The 26,729-nt window shown below is 35.2% G+C and carries 25 protein-coding genes, 1 pseudogene, 1 riboswitch and 1 other annotated feature; of the genes and pseudogenes, 7 read left to right on the top strand and 19 right to left on the bottom strand.

Features of this window, described 5'->3' with window-relative positions:
- Positions 1-12: 12 nt before the first annotated feature.
- The 4 genes from BAQ44_RS22430 to BAQ44_RS22415 all read right to left on the bottom strand — a co-directional run bounded on the left by BAQ44_RS22430 (position 13) and on the right by BAQ44_RS22415 (position 8,100).
- Positions 13-4,434 carry a putative mucin/carbohydrate-binding domain-containing protein gene (locus BAQ44_RS22430; protein WP_071723891.1) on the bottom strand — a complete coding sequence of 1,474 codons (4,422 nt, stop codon included), beginning with the start codon at positions 4,432-4,434 and terminating at the stop codon, positions 13-15.
- 575 nt (positions 4,435-5,009) lie between these two features.
- Positions 5,010-5,939, bottom strand: coding sequence for a thioester domain-containing protein (locus BAQ44_RS22425; protein ID WP_061679263.1), 930 nt, complete (start codon positions 5,937-5,939; stop codon positions 5,010-5,012).
- 124 nt (positions 5,940-6,063) lie between these two features.
- Positions 6,064-6,900, bottom strand: coding sequence for a glyoxal/methylglyoxal reductase (locus BAQ44_RS22420; protein WP_169833836.1), 837 nt, complete (start codon positions 6,898-6,900; stop codon positions 6,064-6,066).
- A gap of 15 nt (positions 6,901-6,915) precedes the next feature.
- The gene (locus tag BAQ44_RS22415) at positions 6,916-8,100 is read right to left on the bottom strand and encodes an MFS transporter (RefSeq protein ID WP_169833837.1); all 1,185 of its coding nucleotides are present in this window, start codon (positions 8,098-8,100) and stop codon (positions 6,916-6,918) included.
- A 371-nt stretch (positions 8,101-8,471) separates the two neighbouring features.
- On the opposite strand from BAQ44_RS22415, the gene BAQ44_RS22410 reads away from it, so the two are divergent.
- The 3 genes from BAQ44_RS22410 to BAQ44_RS22400 all read left to right on the top strand — a co-directional run bounded on the left by BAQ44_RS22410 (position 8,472) and on the right by BAQ44_RS22400 (position 10,913).
- Positions 8,472-8,819 carry a winged helix-turn-helix transcriptional regulator gene (locus BAQ44_RS22410; protein WP_061679266.1) on the top strand — a complete coding sequence of 116 codons (348 nt, stop codon included), beginning with the start codon at positions 8,472-8,474 and terminating at the stop codon, positions 8,817-8,819.
- 430 nt (positions 8,820-9,249) lie between these two features.
- Entirely contained in the window at positions 9,250-9,690 is a 441-nt protein-coding gene (locus BAQ44_RS22405) for a DUF1641 domain-containing protein (protein ID WP_001115312.1), read from the top strand.
- 44 nt (positions 9,691-9,734) lie between these two features.
- Positions 9,735-10,913, top strand: a complete 1,179-nt coding sequence (locus BAQ44_RS22400) for an NAD(P)/FAD-dependent oxidoreductase (RefSeq protein ID WP_000043194.1) — start codon at positions 9,735-9,737, stop codon at positions 10,911-10,913.
- Positions 10,914-11,106: 193 nt separating this feature from the next.
- On the opposite strand, the gene tyrS is transcribed toward BAQ44_RS22400, so the two are convergent.
- The 5 genes from tyrS to BAQ44_RS22375 all read right to left on the bottom strand — a co-directional run bounded on the left by tyrS (position 11,107) and on the right by BAQ44_RS22375 (position 17,218).
- Entirely contained in the window at positions 11,107-12,366 is a 1,260-nt protein-coding gene (gene tyrS / locus BAQ44_RS22395) for a tyrosine--tRNA ligase (protein WP_071723885.1), read from the bottom strand.
- Between the two features lie 52 nt (positions 12,367-12,418).
- Positions 12,419-12,634 (bottom strand) — a binding site (T-box leader).
- 97 nt (positions 12,635-12,731) lie between these two features.
- On the bottom strand, positions 12,732-13,649 hold the full coding sequence (gene murB / locus BAQ44_RS22390; protein WP_061679268.1) for a UDP-N-acetylmuramate dehydrogenase: 918 nt from the start codon (positions 13,647-13,649) through the stop codon (positions 12,732-12,734).
- A 388-nt stretch (positions 13,650-14,037) separates the two neighbouring features.
- Positions 14,038-14,433, bottom strand: coding sequence for an SET domain-containing protein (locus BAQ44_RS22385; RefSeq protein ID WP_000573651.1), 396 nt, complete (start codon positions 14,431-14,433; stop codon positions 14,038-14,040).
- A 196-nt stretch (positions 14,434-14,629) separates the two neighbouring features.
- Complete coding sequence (locus BAQ44_RS22380) at positions 14,630-16,132, bottom strand: DUF4077 domain-containing protein (RefSeq protein ID WP_071723883.1); 1,503 nt, start codon at positions 16,130-16,132, stop codon at positions 14,630-14,632.
- A 27-nt stretch (positions 16,133-16,159) separates the two neighbouring features.
- Positions 16,160-17,218, bottom strand: a complete 1,059-nt coding sequence (locus BAQ44_RS22375) for an endonuclease/exonuclease/phosphatase family protein (protein ID WP_071723881.1) — start codon at positions 17,216-17,218, stop codon at positions 16,160-16,162.
- A gap of 218 nt (positions 17,219-17,436) precedes the next feature.
- Positions 17,437-17,496, top strand: a riboswitch (Fluoride riboswitch).
- A gap of 55 nt (positions 17,497-17,551) precedes the next feature.
- Here BAQ44_RS22375 and crcB (BAQ44_RS22370) point away from each other — a divergent pair.
- Together crcB (BAQ44_RS22370) and crcB (BAQ44_RS22365) are read left to right on the top strand one after the other, a co-directional pair.
- On the top strand, positions 17,552-17,956 hold the full coding sequence (gene crcB / locus BAQ44_RS22370) for a fluoride efflux transporter CrcB (RefSeq protein WP_071723878.1): 405 nt from the start codon (positions 17,552-17,554) through the stop codon (positions 17,954-17,956).
- Positions 17,953-18,309: a fluoride efflux transporter CrcB gene (gene crcB / locus BAQ44_RS22365; protein WP_071723876.1), complete on the top strand. Its 357-nt coding sequence runs from the start codon at positions 17,953-17,955 to the stop codon at positions 18,307-18,309. Before crcB (BAQ44_RS22370) ends, crcB (BAQ44_RS22365) begins: the two co-directional genes overlap by 4 nt.
- A 33-nt stretch (positions 18,310-18,342) precedes the next feature.
- Here crcB (BAQ44_RS22365) and BAQ44_RS22360 read toward each other — a convergent pair whose 3' ends face one another.
- The 5 genes and pseudogenes from BAQ44_RS22360 to BAQ44_RS22345 all read right to left on the bottom strand — a co-directional run bounded on the left by BAQ44_RS22360 (position 18,343) and on the right by BAQ44_RS22345 (position 20,447).
- Positions 18,343-18,582, bottom strand: coding sequence for a DUF3947 family protein (locus tag BAQ44_RS22360; protein WP_063263145.1), 240 nt, complete (start codon positions 18,580-18,582; stop codon positions 18,343-18,345).
- A 60-nt stretch (positions 18,583-18,642) separates the two neighbouring features.
- Complete coding sequence (locus BAQ44_RS31295; RefSeq protein WP_176374192.1) at positions 18,643-18,870, bottom strand: DUF3955 domain-containing protein; 228 nt, start codon at positions 18,868-18,870, stop codon at positions 18,643-18,645.
- Positions 18,844-19,050, bottom strand: a pseudogene (locus BAQ44_RS31290) (DUF3955 domain-containing protein); the annotation flags it as partial. The pseudogene BAQ44_RS31290 and the gene BAQ44_RS31295, both read right to left, overlap by 27 nt.
- 180 nt (positions 19,051-19,230) lie before the next feature.
- Positions 19,231-19,746 carry a spermidine N1-acetyltransferase gene (speG, locus tag BAQ44_RS22350; RefSeq protein ID WP_071723872.1) on the bottom strand — a complete coding sequence of 172 codons (516 nt, stop codon included), beginning with the start codon at positions 19,744-19,746 and terminating at the stop codon, positions 19,231-19,233.
- Between the two features lie 149 nt (positions 19,747-19,895).
- Entirely contained in the window at positions 19,896-20,447 is a 552-nt protein-coding gene (locus BAQ44_RS22345; RefSeq protein ID WP_061679276.1) for a PadR family transcriptional regulator, read from the bottom strand.
- A 148-nt stretch (positions 20,448-20,595) separates the two neighbouring features.
- On the opposite strand from BAQ44_RS22345, the gene BAQ44_RS22340 reads away from it, so the two are divergent.
- Together BAQ44_RS22340 and BAQ44_RS22335 are read left to right on the top strand one after the other, a co-directional pair.
- Positions 20,596-21,756, top strand: a complete 1,161-nt coding sequence (locus tag BAQ44_RS22340) for an MFS transporter (RefSeq protein WP_071723870.1) — start codon at positions 20,596-20,598, stop codon at positions 21,754-21,756.
- The gene (locus BAQ44_RS22335; protein ID WP_061679278.1) at positions 21,756-22,085 is read left to right on the top strand and encodes a DUF1516 family protein; all 330 of its coding nucleotides are present in this window, start codon (positions 21,756-21,758) and stop codon (positions 22,083-22,085) included. Before BAQ44_RS22340 ends, BAQ44_RS22335 begins: the two co-directional genes overlap by 1 nt.
- A 31-nt stretch (positions 22,086-22,116) precedes the next feature.
- Here BAQ44_RS22335 and psiE read toward each other — a convergent pair whose 3' ends face one another.
- The 5 genes from psiE to BAQ44_RS22305 all read right to left on the bottom strand — a co-directional run bounded on the left by psiE (position 22,117) and on the right by BAQ44_RS22305 (position 26,727).
- On the bottom strand, positions 22,117-22,518 hold the full coding sequence (gene psiE, locus BAQ44_RS22330; protein WP_000671178.1) for a phosphate-starvation-inducible protein PsiE: 402 nt from the start codon (positions 22,516-22,518) through the stop codon (positions 22,117-22,119).
- A gap of 43 nt (positions 22,519-22,561) precedes the next feature.
- Positions 22,562-23,524, bottom strand: a complete 963-nt coding sequence (locus BAQ44_RS22325) for a nuclease-related domain-containing protein (RefSeq protein WP_071723867.1) — start codon at positions 23,522-23,524, stop codon at positions 22,562-22,564.
- A 376-nt stretch (positions 23,525-23,900) separates the two neighbouring features.
- Complete coding sequence (locus BAQ44_RS22315; RefSeq protein ID WP_063263139.1) at positions 23,901-24,653, bottom strand: iron ABC transporter ATP-binding protein; 753 nt, start codon at positions 24,651-24,653, stop codon at positions 23,901-23,903.
- Positions 24,650-25,714 carry an iron chelate uptake ABC transporter family permease subunit gene (locus tag BAQ44_RS22310; protein ID WP_071723863.1) on the bottom strand — a complete coding sequence of 355 codons (1,065 nt, stop codon included), beginning with the start codon at positions 25,712-25,714 and terminating at the stop codon, positions 24,650-24,652. Before BAQ44_RS22310 ends, BAQ44_RS22315 begins: the two co-directional genes overlap by 4 nt.
- Complete coding sequence (locus BAQ44_RS22305; RefSeq protein ID WP_000042067.1) at positions 25,711-26,727, bottom strand: ABC transporter permease; 1,017 nt, start codon at positions 26,725-26,727, stop codon at positions 25,711-25,713. The genes BAQ44_RS22310 and BAQ44_RS22305 overlap by 4 nt, the downstream gene beginning before the upstream one ends.
- Positions 26,728-26,729 lie beyond the last annotated feature (2 nt).

The following is a 26,729-nucleotide window of genomic DNA, read 5'->3' as shown; positions in this document are numbered from 1 at the left end:
CGAGCTTTTTTATTATTGTACTTGCTCTAAACCATTCGGAGTAATCTTAAAGGAAATTTCTTTAAACTTTTTCTTATCTCCTTTTCCAACTAACTCACTCTTTTTATACCAATTCAAACGATTTGATTCAGCATGGTATACTTTCACTACATCCCCATACTGGAATGAAGTTCCGTTTACTTGCTCAGCAAAATTCTTTGAAGTTTCTTGTCCTTCTGCCGTTACTTGCTTTTTCACGTTTCCATTTTGATCATATAGTGTAATTCCCATATATAATTCATTTTTAAAGTAGCTATGAATTTGTTCATTTGTATGCGTTACATGTAGTTTCTTATCTTCATGATTGAACGTTACAACAGAACGAATATCATCACCCAGCCCTTGGTATACAAGACTATCGCCATACGTTACTTCTAGCGCTACTTCTGTCACTTGCTTATTTCCAAATCGATCTTTCGTTTCCACTTTCACCGTTTGTTCACCAATTTTTGTTGTATCTGGTTTCCCTACAAAACCTACTACTTCTCCGCCCGTTACTTCAACAAATTTCCTCGCGTCCAGCGTTTCGCTGTTTGTTCCGATTACTACTTGCTGCGGATTTGCTTTTACTGTTTGCTCACCGTCTAACCTTTCAAATCCATTTTCAGTGATTTTGAAGACTAATTCTTTTATATCCTTACTTTTCCCTTCGCCCACATATACATCTTTTTGATACCAATGTAAACGAGAAGATTCTGCATGATATACTTTCACTACATCTCCATACTCAAATGCAAGTCCATTTACTTCATTAGCAAAAGCTTTCGTATTCTCTAAACCTTTTACCGCTATATTTTTCTTCACCTTTCCTTCTTTATCGTACAGGGTGAATTCAAAATACTTCTCATCTTTAAAGTAATCATGAATTAGATTCTTTGTATCTGTCGCACTAAATTTTTGCGTATCATGATGCAGAGTTACAATTGATTTCAAGTCACCATCTCTATAACCTAATCCATATACTAATAGGCTGTCTCCATATGTTACTGTTAGAGGAACTTCTGTCACTTTCTTATTTCCAAACATATCTTTCGTTTCTACTTTTACTTTTTGTTCGCCGATTTTTGATGTAGTTGGTTTCTCTACAAATCCAACTACTTCTCCATCTTTCACGTCAACAAAGTCCTTTGCATCTAACTTCTCAATATCTGTTCCTACTACTACTTGTTGCGGTTTCGCTGTTATTTCTTGTTGAGTCACCATTCTTTCGAAACCGTGCTCCGTAACTTTAAAGACTACCTCATGAACGCCATACTCTGTATTCACAAATTCATTCTTTTTATACACTTTAAATCTATCAAACTCTTTTTGATATACTTTTACTACATCACCATATTCAAAAGTCATTCCATTGAATTGCTCTGCAAATGCTTTTGTATTTTCAGACGCTTTTACAGATACTGCTTTCTTCTCTTTTCCATCTTTATCATATACAGTCATTTCCATATATTTCTCATCTGCAAATGACGTATGCATTTTACCTTCTGAATCTGTCACACTAAATTTTTTCTCGTCATGATTCAACGTTAAAACTGATTTAATGTTCGTTCCGCCATAGCTCGTCCCAAAGAACATAATGCTATCACCGTAAATTACTTCTAACGATACTTCCGTTACTTGCTTATTTCCGAAACGATCTTTCGTTTCTACTTTTACTTTTTGCTCACCGATTTTTGTTGTATTTGGTTTTTCTACAAATCCAACTACTTCTCCATCTTTCACGTCAACAAAGTTCTTTGCATCTAACTTCTCAATATCTGTTCCTACCACTACTTGCTGTGGTTTTGCTGTTACTTCTTGCAACATATCCATTCTCTCAAAGCCTTTTTCTGTCACTTTGAAGAATAGTTCTTTTGCCCCTTTTTTCTCACCTTGACCAGTAAGGGTATTATTTTGATACCATTTCAAACGATCCGGTTCTGCGTGGAATACTTTCACAACATCTCCATATTCAAACTGCACTCCATTCACTTGCTCTGCAAAGTCCTTTGAAGTTTCTTGTCCTTCTGCTGTTACACGCTTTTTCTCCGTTCCATTTTGATCGTATAAAGTGATTCCCATATATTGTTCTTTATCAAAGTATTTATGAATTTGTTTATTCATATCAGTTGCATGTAATTTCTTCTCATCATGCTTTAATGTTATAACTGAAGCAATTTCATTGTTATACCCTACATATGCAATGCTATTTCCATAAATTACTTCTAGCGATACTTCCGTCACTTGCTTATTCCCAAAAGCATCCTTCGTCTCTACTTTTACTTTTTGTTCTCCAATTTTTGATGTATTGGGTTTCTCTACAAAACCGATTATTTCTCCATCTTTTACTTCAACAAAAGATTTTGGATCTAACTTTTCTACACCTGTTCCGACTACTACTTGTTGGGGTTTCGCTACTACTTCTTGTAAGCTATCTTTTAATTCGAACCCTTGCGGAGTGATTTGGAATAATTTCTCTTTTTTATTTTTAGCCTTCCCTTGATCTACAAGTGTATTATTTTGGTACCACTTCAAACGGTCCGGTTCTGCATGAAATATTTTTACTACATCACCATATTCAAAATCCAATTCATTTAGTTCCATCGCAAATCTTTTTCCAGTTTCTTGCCCTTCTGCTGATACACGTTTCTTTTCAATTCCATTTCGATCATATATCGCTAAGCCCATATATTTTTCTTTCTCGAAACGGTAATGTATTTTATTATTAGTAAAGTTTACATTTAATTTTTTTTCATTGTGTCGAAGCATCACTGTCGACATTACATCATTTGAAAGTCCTTGAAAAATTATACTATCACCATAAATCCCATTGACTTGGACAGAAATTGAATTTTTATTTCCCTTCTCATCCTCAATTTCTACTAATACTTCCTGTTTCCCATCATCTAATTTAGACCATATAATCTTACCTGTTACTTTTACATTCTCCCCTAAGTTTCGGACAAGTTTACTCGCTTCATTCTCATCCAAATCCGTACCAACTAAAAGGTTTTGTACCTCATTAGCAGGTTCACCATACGGAACTTTATACGGTTCAACTTGCTTCTCGCGAATCTCATTACTATCTGTAGCTTTCCAAATTTCCTTTTCTAATTTAGGTAATTTTAATTTTTCTATTTTCTCTCTAATATCATCATTTGGCGTTAATCCCCATTCCTCAAAGAAAGGAATTAAATTTTGCCCTGCCACTTGTGATGTCATATAAATAAATAGCTGCTTTTTCTCTTCATCAGACGCAGGCATTTCACTCTGAGGTAACAAACGATAAGCTTGATGTAACCTAGGATAAAAATGTTCTCCATACACTACATTTAATTGCCAAAACATTGTAAGAGGATTAATGTCATCAATAAATCTTTCTGCTTTAGGTTTCTCTAAATACTCAAATGAGTTTTTATAGTGCTCATCCATTTCTAATTGATTCCCTAACGCCTTTTGAACAGCTAATGAGTAAATATTTACTGTAACTTCCCTTACTTTAGACCACTTCCAAGGTTCTTGCTGATGTAAATGTCCAACTTCATGCCACGGTCCCCAGCCATCCTTTTCAAGCACTTCTATATCTAAAACTCTATTCATTGCGCTTGGGATATATCCTGTATGATAATTTTTCGCAAACATAAAGTCACCTTCAGCAGGCTTCCTTTTCTCAATAAACTGAGCATAATGAATTGGAGATTTCGCAACCCCAACACCGTCCTCAGATAATCCTGCTACTGCATTTTCTATTCGAATAATCTTATCGTGTAATTTCATTAACTCTATCGGGTTTGTGTTCTTCATAAACTTTTGTATAGAGCTCGGACTAGCAGTAATTAAACTTCTCTCACCTTTTAATTCCACTGCATAAGGATCCTTATATTTTTTTAACATTTCATCCCAATCTTTTTTCGTATGCTTCCCTAAAATAAATAATGGGAAGTGACTACCACCATTCGTAACTGAAGCTGTTACTTCTCCTTCGTTATTCATATTATAAAAATATAAAATACCGCCTCTTGGAGATGAAATAACATTTTTCCCTGGTTTTAAATCAAACTCTTCTGGGTCCTTTTCATCATAAGATCTCGTTCCTATGAAAGCTTGAATAGACTGTGTTCCTTTTATGTCAATTGTAATCTCTTCATTTGGCTCTGCATAAATTCCAGTCGGTTCATTCGCAGAAAGTTTCCAACTAACTCTTAAACGTTTATTTTCTTCATCCACGCTACCTTTCCCCGGCAACTGAAATACTCTCTGCTCAAATTTATTCTCTTTAACCTCTTCTAATTTCCCACCTTTATTCTCTTCCAAAGGTGCTGCATATCCTTTCGATGCTTCGAAAGCTACTGGCGATAATAATGTTGATATGCATATTCCAGCCACTAATACCCTACTACTCTTTTTCTTCGACATAATCTGTGTCCCCTGTTCCTTTATTTAGAGAAACTACCCTATATATATTCATTTAATAAGACATCCTATTATTTTTATAAAAACATGTAATGAATAGACTAACACCTCGCGCACCTGTATCAATTACTACCGCATTCCTCTCCATGTATTCGCTTTCTTACATTATAAAAATTTTTATGTAACGTATCCTCCTCACTTCCCTCTACTTGTGATGAGTTCTCTCTACATAAAAAAGAGAATAGTAAAAGATATATTTTCAGTATTGTCATCTATACATCTAAAGTTATGAATAACAATAGAAACTTACATTTTCTTCATATATGACCATCTATAGGTAGTTTTTCCAACTGAATTTTACACGCTTTCTACTTTGTTTGATAGCCTTTTCAATTAGAATAATGTTACAATTTTGTGAATACAATCTATTAATTGTAACGTTAAGATTTTACTATATTTATATTATTTCTAAATAAAGTTTAAACTGTATAAACAGTACTTTTATCCCACATTTAATTTTCTTAATATAATTTTATCGTTCACAGAAAAAGCATTGGCACACGGCCAATGCTTTTTTATTATCTCTTTTGATTCGGTTTATGCGGTTCATTTGGAGTATGTGGTTTATTGTTATCATGACCATTTGTTGTTTTCCAACTTACCGATAACTCCGGACTTGTTTTTTCTTCACTGCGCTCAAGTAATACGACTGCATTTTGAATTGTTGGTGTACCTTTATGTGCAATCCCTTGTAACTTTGTTAAATTACCTAATACTTTAAAGCTAAATCCACCAGCTGGTGTTTGTTTTGGAATTAAAATGCGGAACTTTTCTCCTACATTAAATTCAGTTTTCGCTTCGCCCTTTTCATTTACAAACTTCGTGCCCGCTGGTGCACCTGTTGCTTGCACTTTATACGTTCCACTTTTCGCGTTTGTTTCTACTGTATATAAACCTGTTTCAAAGAAATCATTTTTTAACACTGCTTGTTGTTCTTCTGCTGGTACGACGCTCATCGTAATTTCTTGTAATTCTTCACTCGCATTTGCTTTTGCAACGATATCTTTCGTTACCTTTTCTACATTTTTATTTCGGAAATCTAAATCATTAATATCGATTTGTTTTAACGCATTCCATACTGCAAGCTGCGTTGCATAATGTGCTTCTCTCCAATCAGAAACACCTAATTCTTGTGGACTTTTTTGTGGATATCCATTCAATAGTACACGGTACACATTAATATCCACTTTCCCCATTTCTGGTAAATCTTGACCACTCGGAGATTTCAAATCTACATTTAAGCAAAAGGCAATTTTACCATCTGCTGTTTTTATAAGCTCTGTTCGAATTGGTTTCTTCTTTGATTTACTATAACTCCAATCCATTTCATACTTTGTATGATCCATAACTTCGGCGAATGCTTTTTGAAGTGGAAATAATAAGTTCGCAAATACAAATAAAACACTCAAAAAAGCGGCCATTAGCTTGAAAGATCGTTTTATATTCATGTTTACAACCCCTTATGAAATAACAAATTTTCTTCTGTTTATTATTTAGTTAGAAATTTTTTTTATACATAAGCAAAACAAAAAAGAGTGCAAACTGTTTGCACTCCTTCTCTCTACTATAAGTTTAGAAATCAAAGTTATCAGGGTCTGGACCAACGCGATGATTTTCATTTAACGCATCGATTTTCTCCATATCTTCTTTCGTTAATTCGAAATTAAATATATCGGCATTCGCAACGATGCGGTGTTCCTTCGTTGACTTCGGAATTGTGGCTACTTCATTTTGAAGATCCCAGCGTAAAATGATTTGAGCTGTCGTTTTCCCATACTTATGAGCAATTTCCTGTAATGTTTCGTTATCTAACAATTGACCTTGCATAAGTGGTGACCATGCTTCCATTTGAATACCTTGCTCTTTACAGAACGCTTGTAACTCTTTTTGTGTTAAACGAGGGTGATATTCCACTTGGTTAATCATCGGTTTCATTTCCGCACCTGCTAGTACGTCTTTCAGATGATGAATTTGGAAGTTACTTACGCCAATTGCACGTACGCGTTCTTCTTTATAAAGTGTTTCTAATGCTCTCCACGACTCTTTGTATTTCCCTTCTACAGGCCAATGAACAAGATATAAATCTAAATAATCTAGTTCTAATTTTTTTAAGCTTTCTTCATATGCAGCAAGTGTCGTTTCATATCCTTGATCCGAATTCCACACTTTTGAAGTAATGAATAAATCTTCTCGAGAAATCCCTGCTTCTTTTATACCAGCACGAATTCCTTCTCCTACTGCTTTCTCATTTCCATAAATCGCAGCTGTATCGATACTGCGATATCCTGCTTTAATCGCTGATTTCACAGCCTCTACAAGCTCCGGTCCGTCTTCTACTTTAAATACACCTAAACCGAACCAAGGCATTTCTACACCGTTATGCAATGTTGTTGTACTTTGTAAATTCATTATATTTTCTCTCCCTTAATTCACTTGATCTCTTTTTTCTAATGTCATACTCCACGCCGTTAACATAACAGCACCTACTACCATCATGCCGCCTACCCAAGCTGTATGAATTAACCCTAACGAGTTCGTTACAATGCCGCCTAAGTAAGCACCAAGAGCGATTCCCGCATTAAACGCTGCGATGTTAATCGCGGATGCTACATCCACAGCGCTAGGTACAAATCGTTCAGCCAATATAACGACATACACTTGTAGCCCTGGAACATTCATAAATGCGAATAGTCCCATGAAAATAATTGTGATGAATCCAGCGACTTTAAAAGGCGCTGTAAATGTTAAAACAAATAATACAATTGCTTGAATAAAGAACATGTAAAATAATGCTCGAATCGGATTATGATTTGATAATTTTCCGCCGACCATATTCCCAATCGCAATTGCGATTCCGTACACTAACAAAATAATTGTAACTGTACTTGCTTTAAATCCTGTTACTTCTTGTAATAACGGAGATAAATACGTAAATGTTACGAATGTCCCCCCGTACCCTAATGCAGTAATGATAAATACAAGTAATAGTCTTCCATTCGTAATCAGCTTACATTGATCACGAAATGATACAGGCGTACCTTTTTTTAAGTTAGAAGGAATTAGCATACTATTGGCTATTAAGGCAACGATTCCAATTGCCACAATTACCATAAACGATGCTCTCCAGCCAAATTGTTGGCCGATAAACGTTCCAATTGGTACACCTGTAATGGTCGCAACGGTTAAACCAGTAAACATAAATGCAATTGCACTCGCACGTTTATTCTCTGGTACAAGCGCCGCCGCAATTGTTGATCCGATTGACATAAAAACACCGTGCGCAAACGCAGATACAACCCTCGCGATAAGTAACACAGTAAAACTTGTTGCCACCGCCGCAATTCCATTACCAATAATGAAAATAATCATAATCCACATTAATAACGTCTTTCGCGACATACTAGCTGTTAATGACGTTAATACTGGGGCACCAAATGCTACTCCTAACGCATATAAAGAAACGGTTAAACCAGCTGTTGTAACAGAAACATGTAAATCCTCTGAAATAGATGGTAATAAACCGACACTAATAAATTCGGTTGTACCTATTCCAAACGCACTAATGGCTAGTGCTAATAAAGCAAACATACTTCTCCGATTCGTCTGCATAGCCGAAGAAGATACTGTATATGAATTCAATTGAACTCCTCCTTAATGCGAGAAATCCAATCATAATAGTATGAAAAAAGGCCTTTTTTCTTCTACAAAAATAACTTTACTGCTCATATATGCTATTATGAATGGCTTCACTCTTTTTTTGAAGAACGCACTTAAAAGTACGATAGGTACCAAAAAGTAACATAGGTACTTTTTAGTACCGTACTACTCATTTCCCTCTTACATATGCTATTATGGAACATATTCAACATGATAAAAAGTACGTACTTTAAAGTGCTATAGGTACTTTTTAGTAACATTTAAATTATTTAGCTTCTTTTGTTGGAGAACTGAAATCTACATTCATCAAAGGAGATTTTTATATGAAGAAATATAACATTCCCGTTGAAGCGACTTTAGAGGTTATCGGCGGAAAATGGAAAGTCGTTATTCTTTGCCACTTAACGAAAGGTACAAAGAGAACGAGTGAATTAAAACGTCTCATGCCTGGTATTACACAGAAAATGTTAACGCAGCAATTACGTGAATTAGAAGAAGACGGCGTTATTCAAAGAAAGGTATACAATCAAGTACCACCGAAAGTAGAATATTCTCTTACAGACTACGGTTGGTCTTTAGAATCCATTCTTGATTCTCTTTGTACTTGGGGCGAATGCCATCTTGAAAAAAGCGGTAATACATCGATGCTAATAACAGAAGATGAACAATAAAAAAAGGAAAAAATGAACATAAATTTGTCCATTTTTTCCTTTTTCTCTTTATATATACGTACATTTCTTAGCTTAACAAAATAATTTATGCGCTTTCACACCTTGTCAGTACTACGTTATACACTTAATATCAAATAATTAGGAATCATTTTTATGTTAACATAGGTGTATATAGTATATAATATAGGATATATATTATATACACTTTCCGATAAAGGAACTTTCCATTATGCGGACAAGCCAAGTATCGGACAGTTCATAAATAATAGGTAGGACATTATGGTTTTGGATTTATGATTTCAGCTTACTTGCTGGCATAAATTTAAAGGCATTTTATTGTGCTTTGTGAAACTTTGTATAAAGTTTCGCAAGCGTTTACTATCTTACCTATCAAAAATAAGAGTATTGCTATCGTAAAGGAGAATTGGAGATGCCAGAAACTATGACTCAAACAAAGCCAGAACAAGAAACTGTACAAATTTCTGCTAGCCAAGGACAACTTGATGTACTTGATCAGTTGTTAAAACCTGAGGTACAAGAATCATTAACTACACTAGTAGAACAGCTTCCAAAATTAACTGAGCTTGTTAACATTTTAACTAAGTCTTATGACTTCGCTCAAACTGTTGCTACTGATGAAGTATTAAAAAGCGACACTGTTAGTGCAATCACAGAGCTTGTAGAACCTGTAAAAGATACAGTGAAAGGCATGGCTGCAACTGCTATCGAAGCGAAAGATCGTGCTGACGAAAGCAACGAAGTTATCGGCCTGTTCGGTCTATTAAAATTACTAAAAGACCCACAAGCACAAAAAATGTTCCGCTTTGTGAACGCATACCTTCAAATTAGTGCAGAACGTAACAATAAATAATTTAACTTATAACAACAATTAGTAAAGACGGGGGATATCATACTATGTCAAAACAAATTGTCATCTTAGGCGCTGGTTATGGCGGTCTTCTTGCCGCTTTAAACGTACGTAAATATTACAGCAAATCAGAAGCACAAGTTACAGTGATTAACCAATACCCAACACACCAAATCATCACTGAACTACACCGCCTTGCAGCTGGTAACGTTGCTGAGCAAGCAATTGCAATGCCACTTACAAAGCTTTTCAAAGGTAAAGATATCGATCTTAAAATCGCAACAGTTGAGTCATTCTCAGTTGATAGCAAAGAAATCAAACTAGCTGGTGGCACTACTTTATCTTACGATGCACTTGTAGTTGCTTTAGGAAGTAAAACTGCTTACTTCGGTATTCCAGGACTAGAAGAAAACAGCATGGTATTAAAATCTGCTGCTGATGCAAACAAAATCTACAAACACGTTGAAGACCGTATTCGTGAATACGCGAAAACGAAAAACGAAGCTGATGCTACAATCGTAATCGGTGGTGGCGGATTAACTGGCGTTGAGCTAGTTGGTGAGCTTGCTGACATTATGCCTAAACTTGCAAAAAGCCACGGCGTAAATCCAAAAGAAGTTAAACTTCTTCTTGTTGAAGCAGGTCCAAAAATCCTTCCAGTATTACCAGACCACTTAATCGAACGTGCAACTACTAGCTTAGAGGCACGCGGTGTTACATTCTTAACAGGTCTTCCTGTAACAAACGTTGCTGGCAATGAAATTGACTTAAAAGACGGTCAAAAACTTGTTGCTAACACATTCGTTTGGACAGGTGGCGTACAAGGTAACCCATTAATCGGTGAATCAGGTCTTGAAGTAAACCGTGGTCGTGCAACAGTTGATGCATACCTACAATCTACTTCTCACAAAGACGTATTCGTTGCTGGAGACAGCGCTGTTGTCTTCGCTCCAGACGGACGTCCATACCCACCAACTGCACAAATCGCTTGGCAAATGGGTGAGTTAATTGGATACAACTTATACGCAGCACTAGAAGGCAAAGCATTCGAAGAGTTCGCACCTGTAAACTCTGGAACACTTGCTAGTCTAGGACGTAAAGATGCTGTTGCTACAATTGGAGCAAGCAATACTCCACTTAAAGGCTTACCAGCATCATTAATGAAAGAAGCAAGTAACGTTCGTTACTTATCACACATTAAAGGTCTATTCAGCTTAGCTTACTAATCTGAATATAAGCCCGAATCATGCCCTGCATGGTTCGGGCTATTTTTGTCCGTAATTTTCTCTAACTTATTTATTCGGCAGAAGAACCATATAACCCTTTAAATTATCTAAATTTACTGATTATTTTATGTCTAAATTGTGTATATGAAAGAATGGAAGTATTCTTCCTACTCCCATCCTTTCACACAAATTATTATCCTAATTTAACTAAGCTGTAGTTTTTCTTCCCTTTACGAATAATGATAAATCGTCCATCAAATGAATTTTCTACAGTAACATCTGTCCCCACATCTGTTACCTTTTCGCCATTCATCGAAATAGCTCCATTATTAATATCTTCACGCGCTTGTCGTCTAGATGGTTCAATTCCTAAATCAACTAGCCATTCTACGATGTTTTTCGTCTCTTTTGAAGACTCGAATGTTGGCATCTCTTTAAAGCCTTGTTCAATTTCATCAGCTGTTAACGATTTAATATCTCCACTAAATAATGCTGCTGTAATTTTCACGGCTTGTGAAAATGCCTCTTCGCTATGAACGAATTTCGTCATTTCTTCCGCTAATACTTTTTGCGCTTCACGTTTATGAGGCTCTGTTTCTACCTTCGCTGCCAATTCATCAATGCGCTCTTTCGTTAAGAACGTAAAGTATTTCAAGTATTTCACTACATCACGGTCATCTGTATTCACCCAGAACTGGTAAAATTCAAATGGTGTTGTTTTTTCAGGATCAAGCCAAACTGCACCACCTGCAGATTTACCAAACTTCGTACCATCTGATTTCAATAACAACGGAATTGTTAGTCCGAATACTTTCGCTTCGTGCCCTTCTAACTTACGAATTAAATCTAAACCACTCGTAATATTTCCCCATTGGTCACTACCACCAATTTGCAGTTGAACATCTTCTTTCGTGTATAAATGATGGAAGTCCATCGCTTGCAAAATTTGGTACGTAAATTCTGTGAAAGAAATCCCTGTATCTAAACGACTTGCTACAATATCCTTTGCTAACATGCTATTAACGCTAAAGTTCTTACCGTAATCACGTAAAAACTCAATAATATTTATTTCATGTGTCCAGTCGTAGTTATTTACCATCTTCACTTCGCTATTTCCGCCAAAATCAAATAGCTTTTTCATTTGTGCTGTTAACGCATCCACATTATGCTGAACGACTTCTAACGTTTGAAGTTGACGTTCTGATTGACGTCCGCTCGGATCACCAATTGTTCCTGTTGCACCGCCAATTAAAATAACTGCATGATGGCCAGCTAACTGAAATCTCTTCATCATCATAAACGGAATTAAATGTCCGATATGCATACTATCACCAGTCGGATCAACTCCGCAGTATAATGAAATCTGTTTCTCTTCTACTAGCTTACGTAAACCTTCTTCGTCCGTTTGTTGATTAATGGCGCCGCGCCATTCTAATTCATCAATGATATTCATCTTTTGTCATCCTCTCTATTTTTTTGAAAACAAAAAGTCCCTATGTCTATGACATAGGGACGATTATTCACCGTGTTACCACCCAGTTTGTATAAATAGCATAGCTATTCATACCACTCTTAGCAATAATATCGATTGCCAATCCGCTTAGCATTACCTAAGATACTCCAGAGTGTAATTCGCAAGTTTGTTTGTGCTAGGTTCCAGCAACCCCTAGCTCTCTCGTTAACAGTGACAAACTGCTACTGGGCTCTTTCAACGTATATTATTTGTTAAATTATTAGCCATTATATTGAATTGAAAACAAATTGTCAACAATACCCAAATGTTATTTTAAAATAATTCACAGTTTCATACGTATTTCGTTACTCTTTATCTTCTCCAATAATCCTTACTTCTCGCTCTAACTTCACGCCAAATTTCTCTTCAACAGTCTTTTGTACAAAGTGAATTAAATCGATGTAATCTTGTGCTGTTCCATTATCCACATTCACCATAAATCCAGCATGTTTTAAAGAAACTTCCACTCCGCCAATTCGCTTACCTTGTAGTCCTGATTCTTGAATCAACTTACCAGCAAAGTTATTTGGTGGGCGCTTAAATACGCTACCACATGAAGGGTATTCTAGAGGCTGTTTTGACTCACGTTTAAACGTTAAATCATCCATTTTCTCTTTAATTTCTTCACGCACACCTTCTTCAAGCTCAAATCTCGCTTCAAGAATAATGTAATGGTTGTTTGCAAATACACTCTTACGATATCCAAATTCAAATGCTTCTTTCGTTAAAGTACGTAGCTCTCCATCACCTGTCATTACGACAGCTTCTGTTAATACAAACGATACTTCACCGCCGTAAGCACCAGCATTCATATATAATGCTCCGCCAACTGAACCTGGAATACCACAAGCAAACTCAAGGCCCGTTAAATTATGATCTAATGCAATACGTGATACATCAATAATTGCTGCACCACATTGCGCCACAATCGTCGTTCCTGTTACAGTCACACCTGTAATGTGAATTAAACTTACTGTAATCCCGCGAATTCCACCATCTTTAATAATGACATTCGATCCATTTCCTAAAAACGTAACTGGAATATTATATTCGTTAGCATATTTGATAACTTCTTGGATTTCATCATAATTTGTCGGCGCAACGAACACATCTGCTTTTCCGCCAACTTTAATATGCGTATGATTCTTTAACATTTCATCTTGTTTCACATGACCTTCAGGCAATACCGTACTTAAATATTTATAAACCTCTTGCATATTCATTTTACGATTCCTCTATTTCTATATTCTTTTTATCCCGTTATACGGGCCCATAATATCCCCACATACATGAACGAACCTAAAGTGGTGGATACAGTGTACCCAAAATCAATTCGAGACACCTATAAACCTCTTAATTTATAAGAGGTGCCACTCATATTAAAATATATATTGCATAATAAAGCAACCCAAATGGGCTACTAAACTTGACATGTCATCAGAAAGACAACAATTTGTAAAATATATTACTTTTTCAACACACTATCCTTCAGTATCTTACTATACCATACGAAAATAAAGTGGTATTTTTTTGTAATTTTTACTTTATTTTCATCAATAAAAAAGATGCTTTTACATAGGTAAAAGCATCTTTTTCATCACTTATTATAAATTACTTTTCGTTCTCTTCTTTTTCCTTATCAAACCATAATAATTCGTCATCATCAACTTCACCGTTATAGTTGATTAAAATTTCTTCTCCCGCTTTTATATCCTTATAAGCGAAGAAGTTAAACGTATGATTCTCAAAGACAATTTCATACGTTGCATTCGGATTATATGCATGATTAAATAACATGCCGTATCCTAACAGGAATGCTGTATGATTTACCCCATACTCAAATGCGTAGTCAGCAAGTAACGTTTTCTCAATGTGTTCATGCTGTTCATTCGGATAAGAGATAACTGGTGCTGAGTGAATCAACTCACCCTTTTTAATATCACGAGTTGCAAATACACCTCTATTAAATTCTCCATCACTAAGTTCAGAAGTCTTAACTTCAATCATATGCGTCACCTATATAATTCTTTCTTTGAAGTATTTTATCCCGCTATTTGCAGGGGTTCAACTAATAATTAGTAGATATTAGTCTCACTTTATCTCCTTAAGCTTGGCAGAAAACGCGCAGAAAAGCAATTAAATTACTATCACGTATTCATTTAAATGAAAAAGAGCACACATAGTGTGCCCTTTTCAAGAGATATTACTTTTCTAAAATATCTTCTAATAACTTCACTTGCTCGCTAACCGTATGCAACGTCTTCACCGATATATCATTTCGATGTTTTTCTTCTTCCACACTTGCTAACACTTCTTCCGTAGCAGCAGAAGTTTGCTGAATTACATGAGAAGCATGTGTAACATCCTTTACGATATTCGTCGTTTTAACTTGGAAACTTTCTTGATGCCCAACAATTTCTCTCATTACATCATTAATTGTATCAATAAACTTCCCTAAATCTGTTACATTCGTTAAAACACTTGCTAACATTTCGTTACATTCTTCTTGTACTCTTTCTGATTTCTCTACCTGTACTTCCACTTTACTTGCTTGATTACTAAAATCCTTTAAAATACCTTGAATTCTCCCCGCTGAACGATTTGATTCTTCAGCAAGCTTTAATACTTCATTCGCTACAATAGCAAATCCTTTTCCATGCTCTCCTGCTCTTGCAGCTTCTATATTTGCATTTAAAGCTAGCAAACTCGTCTGACTTGAAATATTCGTTATTACATCTACAATTTCATTAATTTGCTTCGAATGCATCATTAAATCTCTAAATATAATTCCTGATTGTGAAACAACATCATTTAAACTTCTCATATTCGCTTCAAAATTTCGTAAAGTATGTACACTGCCCTTTGAAATTTCTAAACTTTCATCCACACGAATCGATGCATTTCTTACTTGAGAAATAATTTGTTCAATATTTCCTTCCATATCATTCAATACTTCTACCGAACGATGCATCATCTCTGATTGTGATTGAGTGCCAACTGCCACTTCTTCAAAAGCAAAATTAATTTCACTCATCGACTCCATCGATGTATTCATATTTTGTCTTAAATGATTGAAATTACTATCTAACTTTACAACCGTTTCCTCAATAAGTCTTTGCGTTTCTTCTAACTCCTGAGCTTTTCTCATTACTTCTTGCTTCTCATCACTTAAGCGAGCTAGCAGATTAGAGCCAATCTTCGTTACGCCCCACATAGCGATCGTTACGATTGCTAACAAGCTTGCGAAGTTTGCAGCTTCAGATGCCGCTGTATAAGCAAAAAATTGCTCCGGCCAATAACTACAAAGAATAAATGTAATAACAACCGCCACTCCGCCGAGAATAATAACGAGACGTTCGCTTAAATAAATAAGTGAAACTGCTAGTGTAAAGTAGACCATTTGAAATACAGCCGGGCTTTCATTAAAAGCTTGTACCATAATGAAAGACATAATAAGCAGCATAAATGTCATGATATATTTATACATCGCTTCCATGCTTTTTATAAAAGTAAGAAGCGTTCCAAATACAACAACTGAAATACCGCAAACCCAAAACGCTATTGCTCTCTCTGTAAAAATATATCCGTAATACCCAATCGCGATTATTCCGAGGAAGAAACTACAAATCGTGATAAACAACAATAAATGATTTTTCTGTGATTCTTTCTCCAGGTTAGAAAAACAAGTTTTCTTTAACCACTCCATATATAAAGTCCCACCTTCTGCACTTAATTACTTCAACTTAAAGACCGCACTCACTGGGTTATGATCACTATTCTCAAACTTTAGATCTTTCCCTTGTACATTTACAATCTCCACATTCGGTGAAACGATAAAGCCATCAATAATCGTGACAAAGTTTTCACCTTCCACATACTTCTTCACATCATCTCTCACCGTCATAACAGACGGATCTACAGCCCACTTAAAGCCACCATTAGTAAAGTCCTTCGGCAACTCTACTAACCATTCTGGACGCTCTTTCACAAACTTCGGATCACTTAACTGAACATCAGAAAGTAATTGATTCCAATCTCCGCCCATTATTACGTAATCACCATTTTTATAATGCTTGTTCATATATTCCTTTAAATACTCTACTTGCTGCTTTCTAATTTTCCCGCCTTCATCATAAGCAGACAAATGTAAGTTTACGAGTCTAACAAACTTCCCATTACTAACAGGAATTTTATGCTCAACAATCGCTCGATCTAAATCAAACAAACGCTTTGGCCAAGGCTCCATTCCAGGAAGCTGGAACCTCTCCGCTGTTTGAACTTTATATTTAGAAAACGTACTTAATCCAGCCTCCGCATATCCCATTGGACTTGTAATTGGGACAGGGACCCATTTTGTATCATAGTTCTTTCCAAATGACGAAGCATAATCAGGTAATCCCTTTTTCAAAAACTCATGTCCATTTACATCAAAAGATCGCAATGATTTTATATCAACTTCTTGTAATAACGCAAAATCACTATTCTCATTTTGTAAAAACGAAAGCATATTCTTTAAATTCGTTTCCGTTTGCTCTTTACTACTTGAACCAGATCCCTTTCCGCCATCCATAAAGAAATCTTGATCCCTATCTAATCCAGCATATCCAATATTAAATGTTGTAACTTTAAACTCATTGTCAGACGCTAATACGCGCTCCTTATTATTTTCCACCTTTAAACTTATAACATCAGCCGGCTTTTCTTTTGTAAGTGTCATATACGCTAAAAAACCACCTAAAATGCAAGCTCCTATCAAAATACATATAAGTACTATTTTTAATAATTTCTTCAAACAAACGACTCCTTTTCTATAAACACAATTTCATTTTTCTATATTTTCAGTCAAATAAAAAGATGACAGACATACGAAATATTTTATCACATTGAAAACCTTATATCACTATATTTAGTTTATAAGTAAAAATTCCCTATCTTAAACCATCACACACATACAACACAACTCCACTTATCCACTGGAAATTATACGCAATTTTTAGTACACTATATGTAATAATCATAGGCGATGGAGTTCGCCATAACTGCTGCTTAGCTAATGACTCCTACCAGTATACCTACTGGTAGGAGTCTATTTTTTTGAGCAAGCTATTTTAAAGAGGTGAAGAAATTGATTTATATTATCGTTGGCATAGCCGGTATATTAGGAGCCCTCTCTCGCTATTATTTAGGTCTTACTATTCATACTTCATGGCAGCATTCATTTCCATTAGCCACGTTGCTCATTAACTTAATCGGCTGCTTCTTATTAGCATGGCTAACTACGTATATAGCTCGGCGAAATATTTTACCTTCAGAGATTATTACAGGCATTGGAACTGGATTCATCGGTTCCTTTACGACGTTTTCGACATTCAGTGTAGAAACTGTACAATTAATCAATCATTCTGAATGGAGTACGGCTTTCTTATATGTATCATGCAGTATACTTGGTGGGCTCATTATGTCTGCTCTTGGCTATACACTAGGTGATTTCTTAATTAAGAAACAGCTTACGGAAGGTGATCACTTATGATGGAAGCTTTATTAGTGGCAACTGGAGGTTTCTTCGGTGCTATTACACGATTTGCAATTAGCAATTGGTTTAAAAAAAGAAATAAAACTTCCTTTCCAATTGCTACATTTCTCATCAATATAACAGGAGCGTTTTTACTTGGATATATAATTGGCAACAGCGTCACTACAAGTTGGCAATTATTATTAGGGACTGGATTTATGGGTGCCTTCACAACATTTTCAACGTTTAAATTAGAATCTGTTCAGCTTTTCAACCGTAAAAACTTCGGCATACTATTTCTATATTTAAGTGCCACTTATATGATTGGAATCCTTTTTGCATTCCTTGGCATGAAACTAGGCGGAATATAAAGAAAGAAAGCGACTCTGATTAGTCGCTTTCTTTCATAAGAAGTATGTCCCGCCATATGGGATGGAAAATAAATATGCTGGATGCACATCATAATGTACAGCTTGCATCGGAAACTGTGAGTACGACATATACTGCCCTTGCATCATTTGTGCAAAATATGCTTGTTGCTGCATTTGAATCGCTTGATTCACAGCATGAATTGTCCCCTGTGCTCCTGCCAGTGTAATAGCTGCTCCCACTTGTCTACCGCTATAAAAATAATGATTCATCATGATTCAGCTCACTTATTATTTTTCTTCCCTATCTTATGTTTCTATTTCATGGCAAGTGTTTTATCGTGCTGTCTTTTTTCGAATCACTGAGAAAAGAGCCACACACAAAATTGCAACAATTCCAGTGAAAGTAAATAAATATGCTAACGGAATTAAGAAAAATGGCTCCACTAAAGTTCCGTCTGGTTTTACTTCAGAACCAATTATATTAAACATAATTATGCATAACACTCCTAAAAATATTGGACTAGAAGCTAATAGGTATTTTTTCTCCTTATTCGAAGTAATAAATTCAAATACTGACACACCAATACCACTAATGAACAATAAATAACTCACTGGTACTAGGAAGAAGTAAGGTTCTATAAGCAAACCACTTCCATCCATTTTACTTGTCGTCCCATGTATGATTAAACAAGTAGCCCCTAATGATATCAATACAATTGCTAATAAATATTTTTTCATAATATATTCTCCTTTGATTTCACAATTCATTTACCTGCATTCCTTTTTACTATTCTTACTACCATCATAATAAGATCGACTGCATTATAAGTCAACAATATTTTATCGTTTTACGATAAAATATTGTTGTTTAACACACAAAAAAGGCTATAGACAATCACTGTCTATAGCCTTTTCAATTCATTATTTCGTTCTAAAATATTCCTTCTGAAACATACACATTCTTATCGCATTATGATAGTTACCATCAACGAAAAACTCGTCGAGAAGTTCTCCTTCTACCATAAATCCAACTTTTTTATAAACGTGTACAGCTTTTTCATTCTCTTTATCGACAACTAAATATATTTTATGCATATTTAATACAGAAAAAGCGTAATCCATCGCTAAACGCGTCGCCTCTGCTGCATAACCATATCCTTGATAATTTGGATCAATAATAATTTGGAATTCTGTTCTACGGTGAATATAATCGATTTCTACTAACTCGACCAATCCAACCATCTCATTATCTTTCTCCACGATAAATCGGCGTTCACTTTGATCATGTATATGTTTATCGTATAAATCCTGCAGCTCTACAAATGCCTCATACGGCTCTTCAAACCAATACGACATAATATGCGCATTATTATTAAGTTCATGTACAAACTTTAAATCTTCCCGTTCTAAAGGACGTAACTTCAATTCCTGACTCATTGCTATAACCTCCAAGTAAAAGAAACCTCTTCACTTAATTTCTCAATTTTTTTCAATTTCAAACGCCCTATTTACATTGTAAACTTTCAAGCAACTTGAAGGTCAAGACATAAAAAAGTAGTGCAAACTTATGTCTGCACCACTTTCCCTTACTCTTCTTCTCGTAATGTTTCTAACACTTCAATTGCCCATTCACACCAATCGATGTACATTTTTGAATATCTTATTCCATATTCAACAGTAATATACTCTCCTATCACTTGTTTGCGAATAGCAGATTGATCTGGAAAACCATAATCTTTCCATTTTTGAGTTTCCCGCATTACGTGCGTTTCTCTATCAATTATCTTCTGTAATAGTGAAATAGCTTCACTTACTGAAATAACATTAAAACTTGAGGCTTTTAATAAAAACTCATCCTTTATACGTTGGGGCTTCGTTTTCGAATGAATAATCCATTCAACAAGAGCCTTTTCGCCCTCTTTCGTCAAAGAATATATTTTTTTATTTGGACTTCCTTCTTGATAAATATATTCGAACGTAACCAGGTTATCCTGCTCCATTTTTGATAATTCTTTATACACTTGTGAATGACTTGAATTCCAAAAATAAATGAGTTGTTCTTGAAAAGTATGATACAAGTCATAACCAGTTTGTTCTTTTTTTGAAAGTAGTCCAAGTAATGCATAACGAATAGACATTCTTAATTCTCCTAACCGGACTTTTAAATTATGAATAATTTGTTTCAATTTTATTATATCGATTGTACTCCTTTTAATAAACCATTATTATAACCATATGACTATTTAGTCATATGTCATTTAATTAATAAGAGAAAAGGAGGATATGATGAAAAGGAATATAGTTCCGTTAATGATTGTTCAATTTTTCATCTTTTTAGGATTCGGTATGATTATCCCTGTTCTACCAGAAATCATTACAAATTTACATGTGCCGTCACATCATTTAGGTATGCTGTTATCTTCTTATTCACTTGCTTCATTCTTAACAGCTCCACTTTGGGGAAAGATTTCTGATCGAGCAGGTCGGCGTCCTGTACTACTAATTGGCATACTCGGGTATTCCATTAGTTTTTTCTTAACAGGTTTACTAATTGATAATGTAACGGGCTTATACATCGCAAGAAGCCTAAATGGGTTGTTTGCAGGGGCATTATACACTGCTGCAACAGCTTCAATTGTCGATATGACAAATGAAACCGAGCGTAATCGTTATATCGGAATGATGGGTGCTTGCATCGGCATGGGCTTTATTGTCGGCCCAGCAATTGGCGGCATGCTAAGTCATTTGGGAAATGCGGTTCCGTTCCAAATTGCTAGCAATCTTCTTGTCATTTTATTTCTCTATACATGTTTTACTTTTAAAGAGAGTTTAAACAATGCAGAAAAAAAAGATGCGGGAAACCCATTTAAAAAGTTTATCCATTTACCAGCGGCATCAATCGGCTTGTTTTTCATTACTTTCACGATTTCTATGGCATTAGCTGGATTAGAAGGCACCTATCAACTATTCGGTAAACAAGCGATTGGTATTACACCATTACAAATCGGCATAATCTTTTTAGCGAGCGGCCTAGTAGACGCATTCATACAAGGTGGACTCATACGCTACATTCGTAACGGAGATGAAAAACGCTACATTATAATCGGACAAATCATTTCTGCAACAGGGTTATTTTTAATCCCTTTCATTACGAATTTACTATGGGCCGGCATTTGCTTATCCATCTTCACAGCTGGAAACGCACTCGTACGAACATGTACCTTATCCTTTTTAACAAAACAAGTAAAAAGCGATCACGGTACCATTTCAGGCTTGAATTATTCATTTGATAGTTTAGGAAGAATTATCGGACCAGTATTTTTCACAATGATATTTACATCACAAGGGGCAGTATCTTTCATAATAGGCGGCATGATGACGATGCTTTCTATCGGATTAGTAATCCTATTTTCAAAAAAACAACATACATACGGGAGTGAACTGTAATGCTTAATACTTTTTATCAAATTCACGCGGGATCATGGGCAATTCTTATCATCTTATTTATTATGAGTTACATGCTTAACAAACAAGAATTTACACTGTGGGGGCAACGTGCCTTTTATGTTCTTATGTTAGGTTCAGGAATTGGGATGGTTGTCATTAAAAACTTCCCTGTCATTTCTATGATAAAAGCTGTATTCGCTCTTATCCTTATTATGTCGATGGAAATTATCGTTGCCAGAAAAAGAAGAGGACAAACACATACGTTGTGGTGGGGCATATTTGCTATCACGTTCATCGTTATTTTATTAATCGGATTTCATATTATATAAAGTAAAAACCCCTATACTTAGGGGTTTTTTACTACTCTTTTCTCAAATCTCTCATATTTGATATGTATAACGCGATGACTAAAACGAGAATGGATCCCGCATACAACAACGTCTCCATCGGTTCCTCATGAGATACAATAATTAAACGAATTAACGCCGTAATTCCGATATAAATAAAATAACGTAACGGGAAATGATAATTCGACTTAAAATACTTAATAATCAATGCGATGAACTCAAAGTATAAGAAATAAACGATGATACTCTCAACCAATTTATACGATGTATATTCCTTTGTTGAAAATATGTATTGAATAAATGTGATAGTCTCGTTAATTAAAAAGATAGATAAAACAATGGATAATATAATTAACGCTATATTCAATATCCACTGCAAAACGCTAGCTATATAATGATCAATATTAAACTTCATTTCACACTCTCCTTCACATAAATACTTATTTATTATAGCAAAATTATGATTGAAACGAAGTTAAATCATATATTCGTCCTTTGTTGTCACCTGTGTGGGGGATGTTCATTGTTTGGAGGAGTCTTTTAACTGCAGAACTAGATTGCATATTAAGAAAGTCCCTCAATTTGCTGTTAGTCGTTATCGTACCAAACAGAAGTGTGTAATCTTGTAAAGCACGTAAATGAGCATGTTTAGACACACTATTGCAGTTTGAGCAACGCCAGCCCTGTTTTTCTTTTAACATCGTCATGGTAAAACACCCCTCACACTGTACTCCCTTTAGAAATTCCTCTTTTTTTATGTTATATTGCACAAGCACATTTTGCCGCTTTGGAGAGTGCTCACTTATAATTTGATCTGTAAGCCCATTTATATTATCAATCGATTTTTCTTTATATTGATTTTCAATTTGTTTTATTCTATAAGGTAAATTTGCACTGTGAATAATTTTACCGGAAAATATTTCATCTGAAGCTTTAATAATTGTACGAGGTGAACTAATTACAATGAGGGATTCAATTGGAAGATTATATATACCATGTAGACTCAGCCATTTTTTCAGCTGCATCTCTTGCCGTTTTATTTGTAAAAATGGATCTGGAAAACCTTCTTCCAAGGTGCCATCTGATATTCTAATGAGCTGATTAAACTTGGCATCGAAGATTAATGTACCAACAATATTTTTTATTTCAAGAAAAAGAAGAAAACATGAGGAAACTATGAGGGTATCAATTTGAAAGTAATGTTTCTGATCAAACAACCTAATATCATGTAAAATACTATATTCTGTTTCGGATAAGAAACTAAGTGGATATTCAATCGCCTGCTCTCCTTTATAACCGGCCATAAATTTCGCTAGATTTTCAACCACCACATTTCTTTTTGAATGATGAGCAGGCAATCTTCTCAGTAAAGCTTCTAATTGGAGCAAATGTACAGGCATTTTCCGCTCTTTCACGATCATTTTTATCCCCTCCAAAATATATCGGCGATTTTTCAAATATATCAGCGCAACTCAAATTTTATCGGCGATTTTCAAAATATATCGGCGCAACTCAAATTTTATCAGCGATTTTCGAAATATATCGACTTACCGACAAAAACCGACACAACAAACACTCATAAACAGTATATCACCACATCTAAAATCGCACTGTAAGCATAATATTAATTCTCCCTTTTGATTACGACAATTTTAAAATGAAAGAATAACATTTATCGTATGTAAAAGAACTTTTTTATAAAGTGAAACTTTAATCAGCCCTCACAGGCAATTGCACAAAAAAAGCTGCTGCCTATAAAATATAGACAGCAGCTTTTTTTGCATATTCATTTTGTAATTAATAAACAGCGATTGGCCCATAAGGACCTTTAATAATTTCTATTTTTGTTTCAAAAATATCTGTTAAAAGTGTTGGGTCCATAACCTCTTCTACTGTTCCAAAAGCAGCAATTTGTCCATCTTTCATAGCACAAATTTTATCAGAGTATTTAGCTGCAAAATTTATGTCATGCATAACAGTCAAAATTGTTCTTCCGAATTCATTAGCTGCACGTCTCAAATGCTCCATCATTTGAACAGAACGAGCAACATCCAGGTTGTTCAGAGGTTCGTCTAAAAGTACATACTCAGTCTCTTGGCACAAGACCATCGCTACATATGCCCTTTGTCTTTGACCACCAGAAAGCTCATCTAAATATCTATTCTCTAAACTAGTTAAATCTAGAAAGTCAATATATTTAGAAATAATAACCTCATCTTCTTTAGTTAATCTTCCCTTTGAATATGGAAAGCGCCCAAATCCAACTAGTTGTCTAATCGTAAGCCTCGTTACAAAATGATTTTCTTGTCGCAATATGGTCAAAATTTTTGCTAAGTCTTTTGATTTGGACTCAGAAACATCCATATTCGCTACCTGAATTTGACCTTCATCCATATCTAAAAGTCTTCCAATCATCAAAAGTGTCGTAGACTTTCCAGCACCATTTGGTCCAATTAAAGAAGTAAAGCCCGCTTTTGGTATTTCAATATCCAAAGGTCCTATTTTCACCTTATCAGTATAGAACTTTTTAACATTATCAATTTTTATCATAAAGCCCTCTTCCTTAAAACTATAGTTAAGAATATGATTCCACCAAATAATTCAATAATAACTGAAACTACACCTTGAGCATTGAATACATGATACATTAAAAAGTATGCACTCGTCATTATTAAAAATCCTATAGCAAAAGCCATTGGAAAAATATATCTATGATCATAAGTTGACGCCGCTTGATAACTCAAAGTTGCCACTAAAAAACCATAGAACGTAAGGGGTCCAATTAGAGCAGTTGAGATGGACATCAAAATAGCAACTAATACAAGCGTATAAATTACACTAGGTTGATATTTAACTCCGAAAGAAGTAGCAACATCCTTTCCTAATGATAAAATATTTAACTTCTTAGAATGAGCAAAAATTAATACCGCGACAATTATAATCATAGGAATTACAATAGGAAAATATGCAGGATCTGCATGATTAACAGAACCAAATAATTTCGCTTGTAAAATATCAAACTCTGAAGGCGCAAGTAGCTTTCTCATAAAAGTTGATACAGAATTCAGTCCAGTACCAATAATAATTCCAACTAAAAGCATAAGTTGTAAATTCCCGTATTTACCGGAAAGTAACCATCCATAAAGTATCAAACTCATCAAGACCATAGCAACAACTTGGACTAAAAATGATCCAATCCCATTAAAGTTTATTAATGCACTAGCACCAAAGAAGAATATTGTACTCGTATGTATCGCTGAATAAAGTGATTCAAAACCTAAAAGCGAAGGAGTAATAATCTTATTGTTCGTAATAGATTGGAAAGCAACTGTCGACAAGCTATGGCAAACTGCTGCAATAATCATCGCGACAATCGCTACTATTCTTCTCTTAACAACTGGGATAAAAGAAGGGGAATCTATCGGAACTGGATTGTTATATACTAAAAGTCCATATGAAGAAAGGAGGCCTAAAGCAATCAATGTTATCAGTACAATCCAATAACGTCTTGCCTCCTTCTTAGAACGAAAAGCGCTAGCTGATCTACTTTCATTATGAAGGCTAGAATCGACTTCGACACTTTCTTTATTTTTATAGTCTAATGTGATCATCGTAGCCTCCTTGGTTTTCTTTTTCTCAATAAAATAGTAATAAACACGACTGCTCCCACTGATGCAAGTATTAAAGAAACAGGTAGTTCAAAAGGCTTTATAATTGTTCGAGAAATGATGTCACAGGTAGTTATTGTCCCCATTCCGATCACACATACCCAAGGTAAATTACTCCTAAGATCATCTCCTCTAAACATGGAAACAATGTTCGGAACAATTAACCCTAAGAAAGGTAAGTTTCCGATAACAGCTGCAACAATTCCAACAGCAACAGAGATAAGGCCAGTCCCAAAAAGAACAATTCTATTGTAATTAACGCCAAGGCTTGTTGCGACATCTTCTCCTAGTCCAGCTAGAGTCAATCTATTCGCATACATAAAAATAAGCAAAGTAACGATAACAATCAGCCATAAATATTCGTATCTTCCCACCTGAATGTTAGCAAATGAACCTACAAACCAAGTTTCAATACTTTGCGTCATTTGAAAAAGAAGTCCCAAAAAAGTAGACACTGCAGAAATAACTGCTCCAAGCATCAATCCAATAATCGGAACAATTAAAGATGAGCGAAGCTTAACTCTTCTTAAAAATAGAAAGAAAATCATAGTTCCTATAAAAGAAAAAATGATTGCACCAGTCATTCTTTGAACTAAAGTCGGGGCAGGAAATAGTAAATACACAAAAAGCAGGCCTAAGCCTGACCATTCAATAGTCCCCGTTGTAGTAGGTTCAACAAAACGATTCTGTGTAATTAATTGCATTACAAGCCCTGCCATCGCCATTGCAGCTCCGGTAAGCATTAATGCAACTGTTCTCGGAACACGAGTGATGAAAAACATCTCCATTCCGTCCTCTTGTCCACGTATATCATAAACTCCAGTAAACAGTGATATAATCCCTAAAATTATAACAACTATAACCGCTATTATAAAAGGTTTTGTCCATATTTTATTGTGATTATAAAACTGGGGTTGAGAAATATTCTCAACCCTAGAAATCATATTTTTTGACACTG

This window comes from Bacillus mobilis, assembly GCF_001884045.1.
In the GTDB taxonomy this organism is placed as follows: domain Bacteria; phylum Bacillota; class Bacilli; order Bacillales; family Bacillaceae_G; genus Bacillus_A; species Bacillus_A mobilis.
This window is presented reverse-complemented; position numbering and strand designations above follow the sequence as displayed.

Bases quoted from the DNA above. Each gene is read 5' to 3' on its own strand.
- BAQ44_RS22430 (WP_071723891.1), bottom strand. From the start codon at position 4,434: ATGTCGAAGAAAAAGAGTAGTAGGGTATTAGTGGCTGGAATATGCATA.
- BAQ44_RS22385 (WP_000573651.1), bottom strand. From the start codon at position 14,433: ATGATTGAAGTTAAGACTTCTGAACTTAGTGATGGAGAATTTAATAGA.
- speG (WP_071723872.1), bottom strand. From the start codon at position 19,746: ATGAGTCAGGAATTGAAGTTACGTCCTTTAGAACGGGAAGATTTAAAG.
- crcB (WP_071723876.1), top strand. From the start codon at position 17,953: ATGATGGAAGCTTTATTAGTGGCAACTGGAGGTTTCTTCGGTGCTATT.
- BAQ44_RS22415 (WP_169833837.1), bottom strand. From the start codon at position 8,100: ATGCAGACGAATCGGAGAAGTATGTTTGCTTTATTAGCACTAGCCATT.
- BAQ44_RS22335 (WP_061679278.1), top strand. From the start codon at position 21,756: ATGCTTAATACTTTTTATCAAATTCACGCGGGATCATGGGCAATTCTT.
- BAQ44_RS22315 (WP_063263139.1), bottom strand. From the start codon at position 24,653: ATGATAAAAATTGATAATGTTAAAAAGTTCTATACTGATAAGGTGAAA.
- BAQ44_RS22400 (WP_000043194.1), top strand. From the start codon at position 9,735: ATGTCAAAACAAATTGTCATCTTAGGCGCTGGTTATGGCGGTCTTCTT.
- BAQ44_RS22380 (WP_071723883.1), bottom strand. From the start codon at position 16,132: ATGGAGTGGTTAAAGAAAACTTGTTTTTCTAACCTGGAGAAAGAATCA.
- psiE (WP_000671178.1), bottom strand. From the start codon at position 22,518: ATGAAGTTTAATATTGATCATTATATAGCTAGCGTTTTGCAGTGGATA.
- murB (WP_061679268.1), bottom strand. From the start codon at position 13,649: ATGAATATGCAAGAGGTTTATAAATATTTAAGTACGGTATTGCCTGAA.
- BAQ44_RS22405 (WP_001115312.1), top strand. From the start codon at position 9,250: ATGCCAGAAACTATGACTCAAACAAAGCCAGAACAAGAAACTGTACAA.
- BAQ44_RS22340 (WP_071723870.1), top strand. From the start codon at position 20,596: ATGAAAAGGAATATAGTTCCGTTAATGATTGTTCAATTTTTCATCTTT.
- BAQ44_RS22410 (WP_061679266.1), top strand. From the start codon at position 8,472: ATGAAGAAATATAACATTCCCGTTGAAGCGACTTTAGAGGTTATCGGC.
- BAQ44_RS22325 (WP_071723867.1), bottom strand. From the start codon at position 23,524: ATGATCGTGAAAGAGCGGAAAATGCCTGTACATTTGCTCCAATTAGAA.
- BAQ44_RS22360 (WP_063263145.1), bottom strand. From the start codon at position 18,582: ATGATGAATCATTATTTTTATAGCGGTAGACAAGTGGGAGCAGCTATT.
- tyrS (WP_071723885.1), bottom strand. From the start codon at position 12,366: ATGAATATCATTGATGAATTAGAATGGCGCGGCGCCATTAATCAACAA.
- BAQ44_RS22345 (WP_061679276.1), bottom strand. From the start codon at position 20,447: ATGTCTATTCGTTATGCATTACTTGGACTACTTTCAAAAAAAGAACAA.
- BAQ44_RS22420 (WP_169833836.1), bottom strand. From the start codon at position 6,900: ATGAATTTACAAAGTACAACAACATTGCATAACGGTGTAGAAATGCCT.
- BAQ44_RS22425 (WP_061679263.1), bottom strand. From the start codon at position 5,939: ATGAATATAAAACGATCTTTCAAGCTAATGGCCGCTTTTTTGAGTGTT.
- BAQ44_RS22310 (WP_071723863.1), bottom strand. From the start codon at position 25,714: ATGATCACATTAGACTATAAAAATAAAGAAAGTGTCGAAGTCGATTCT.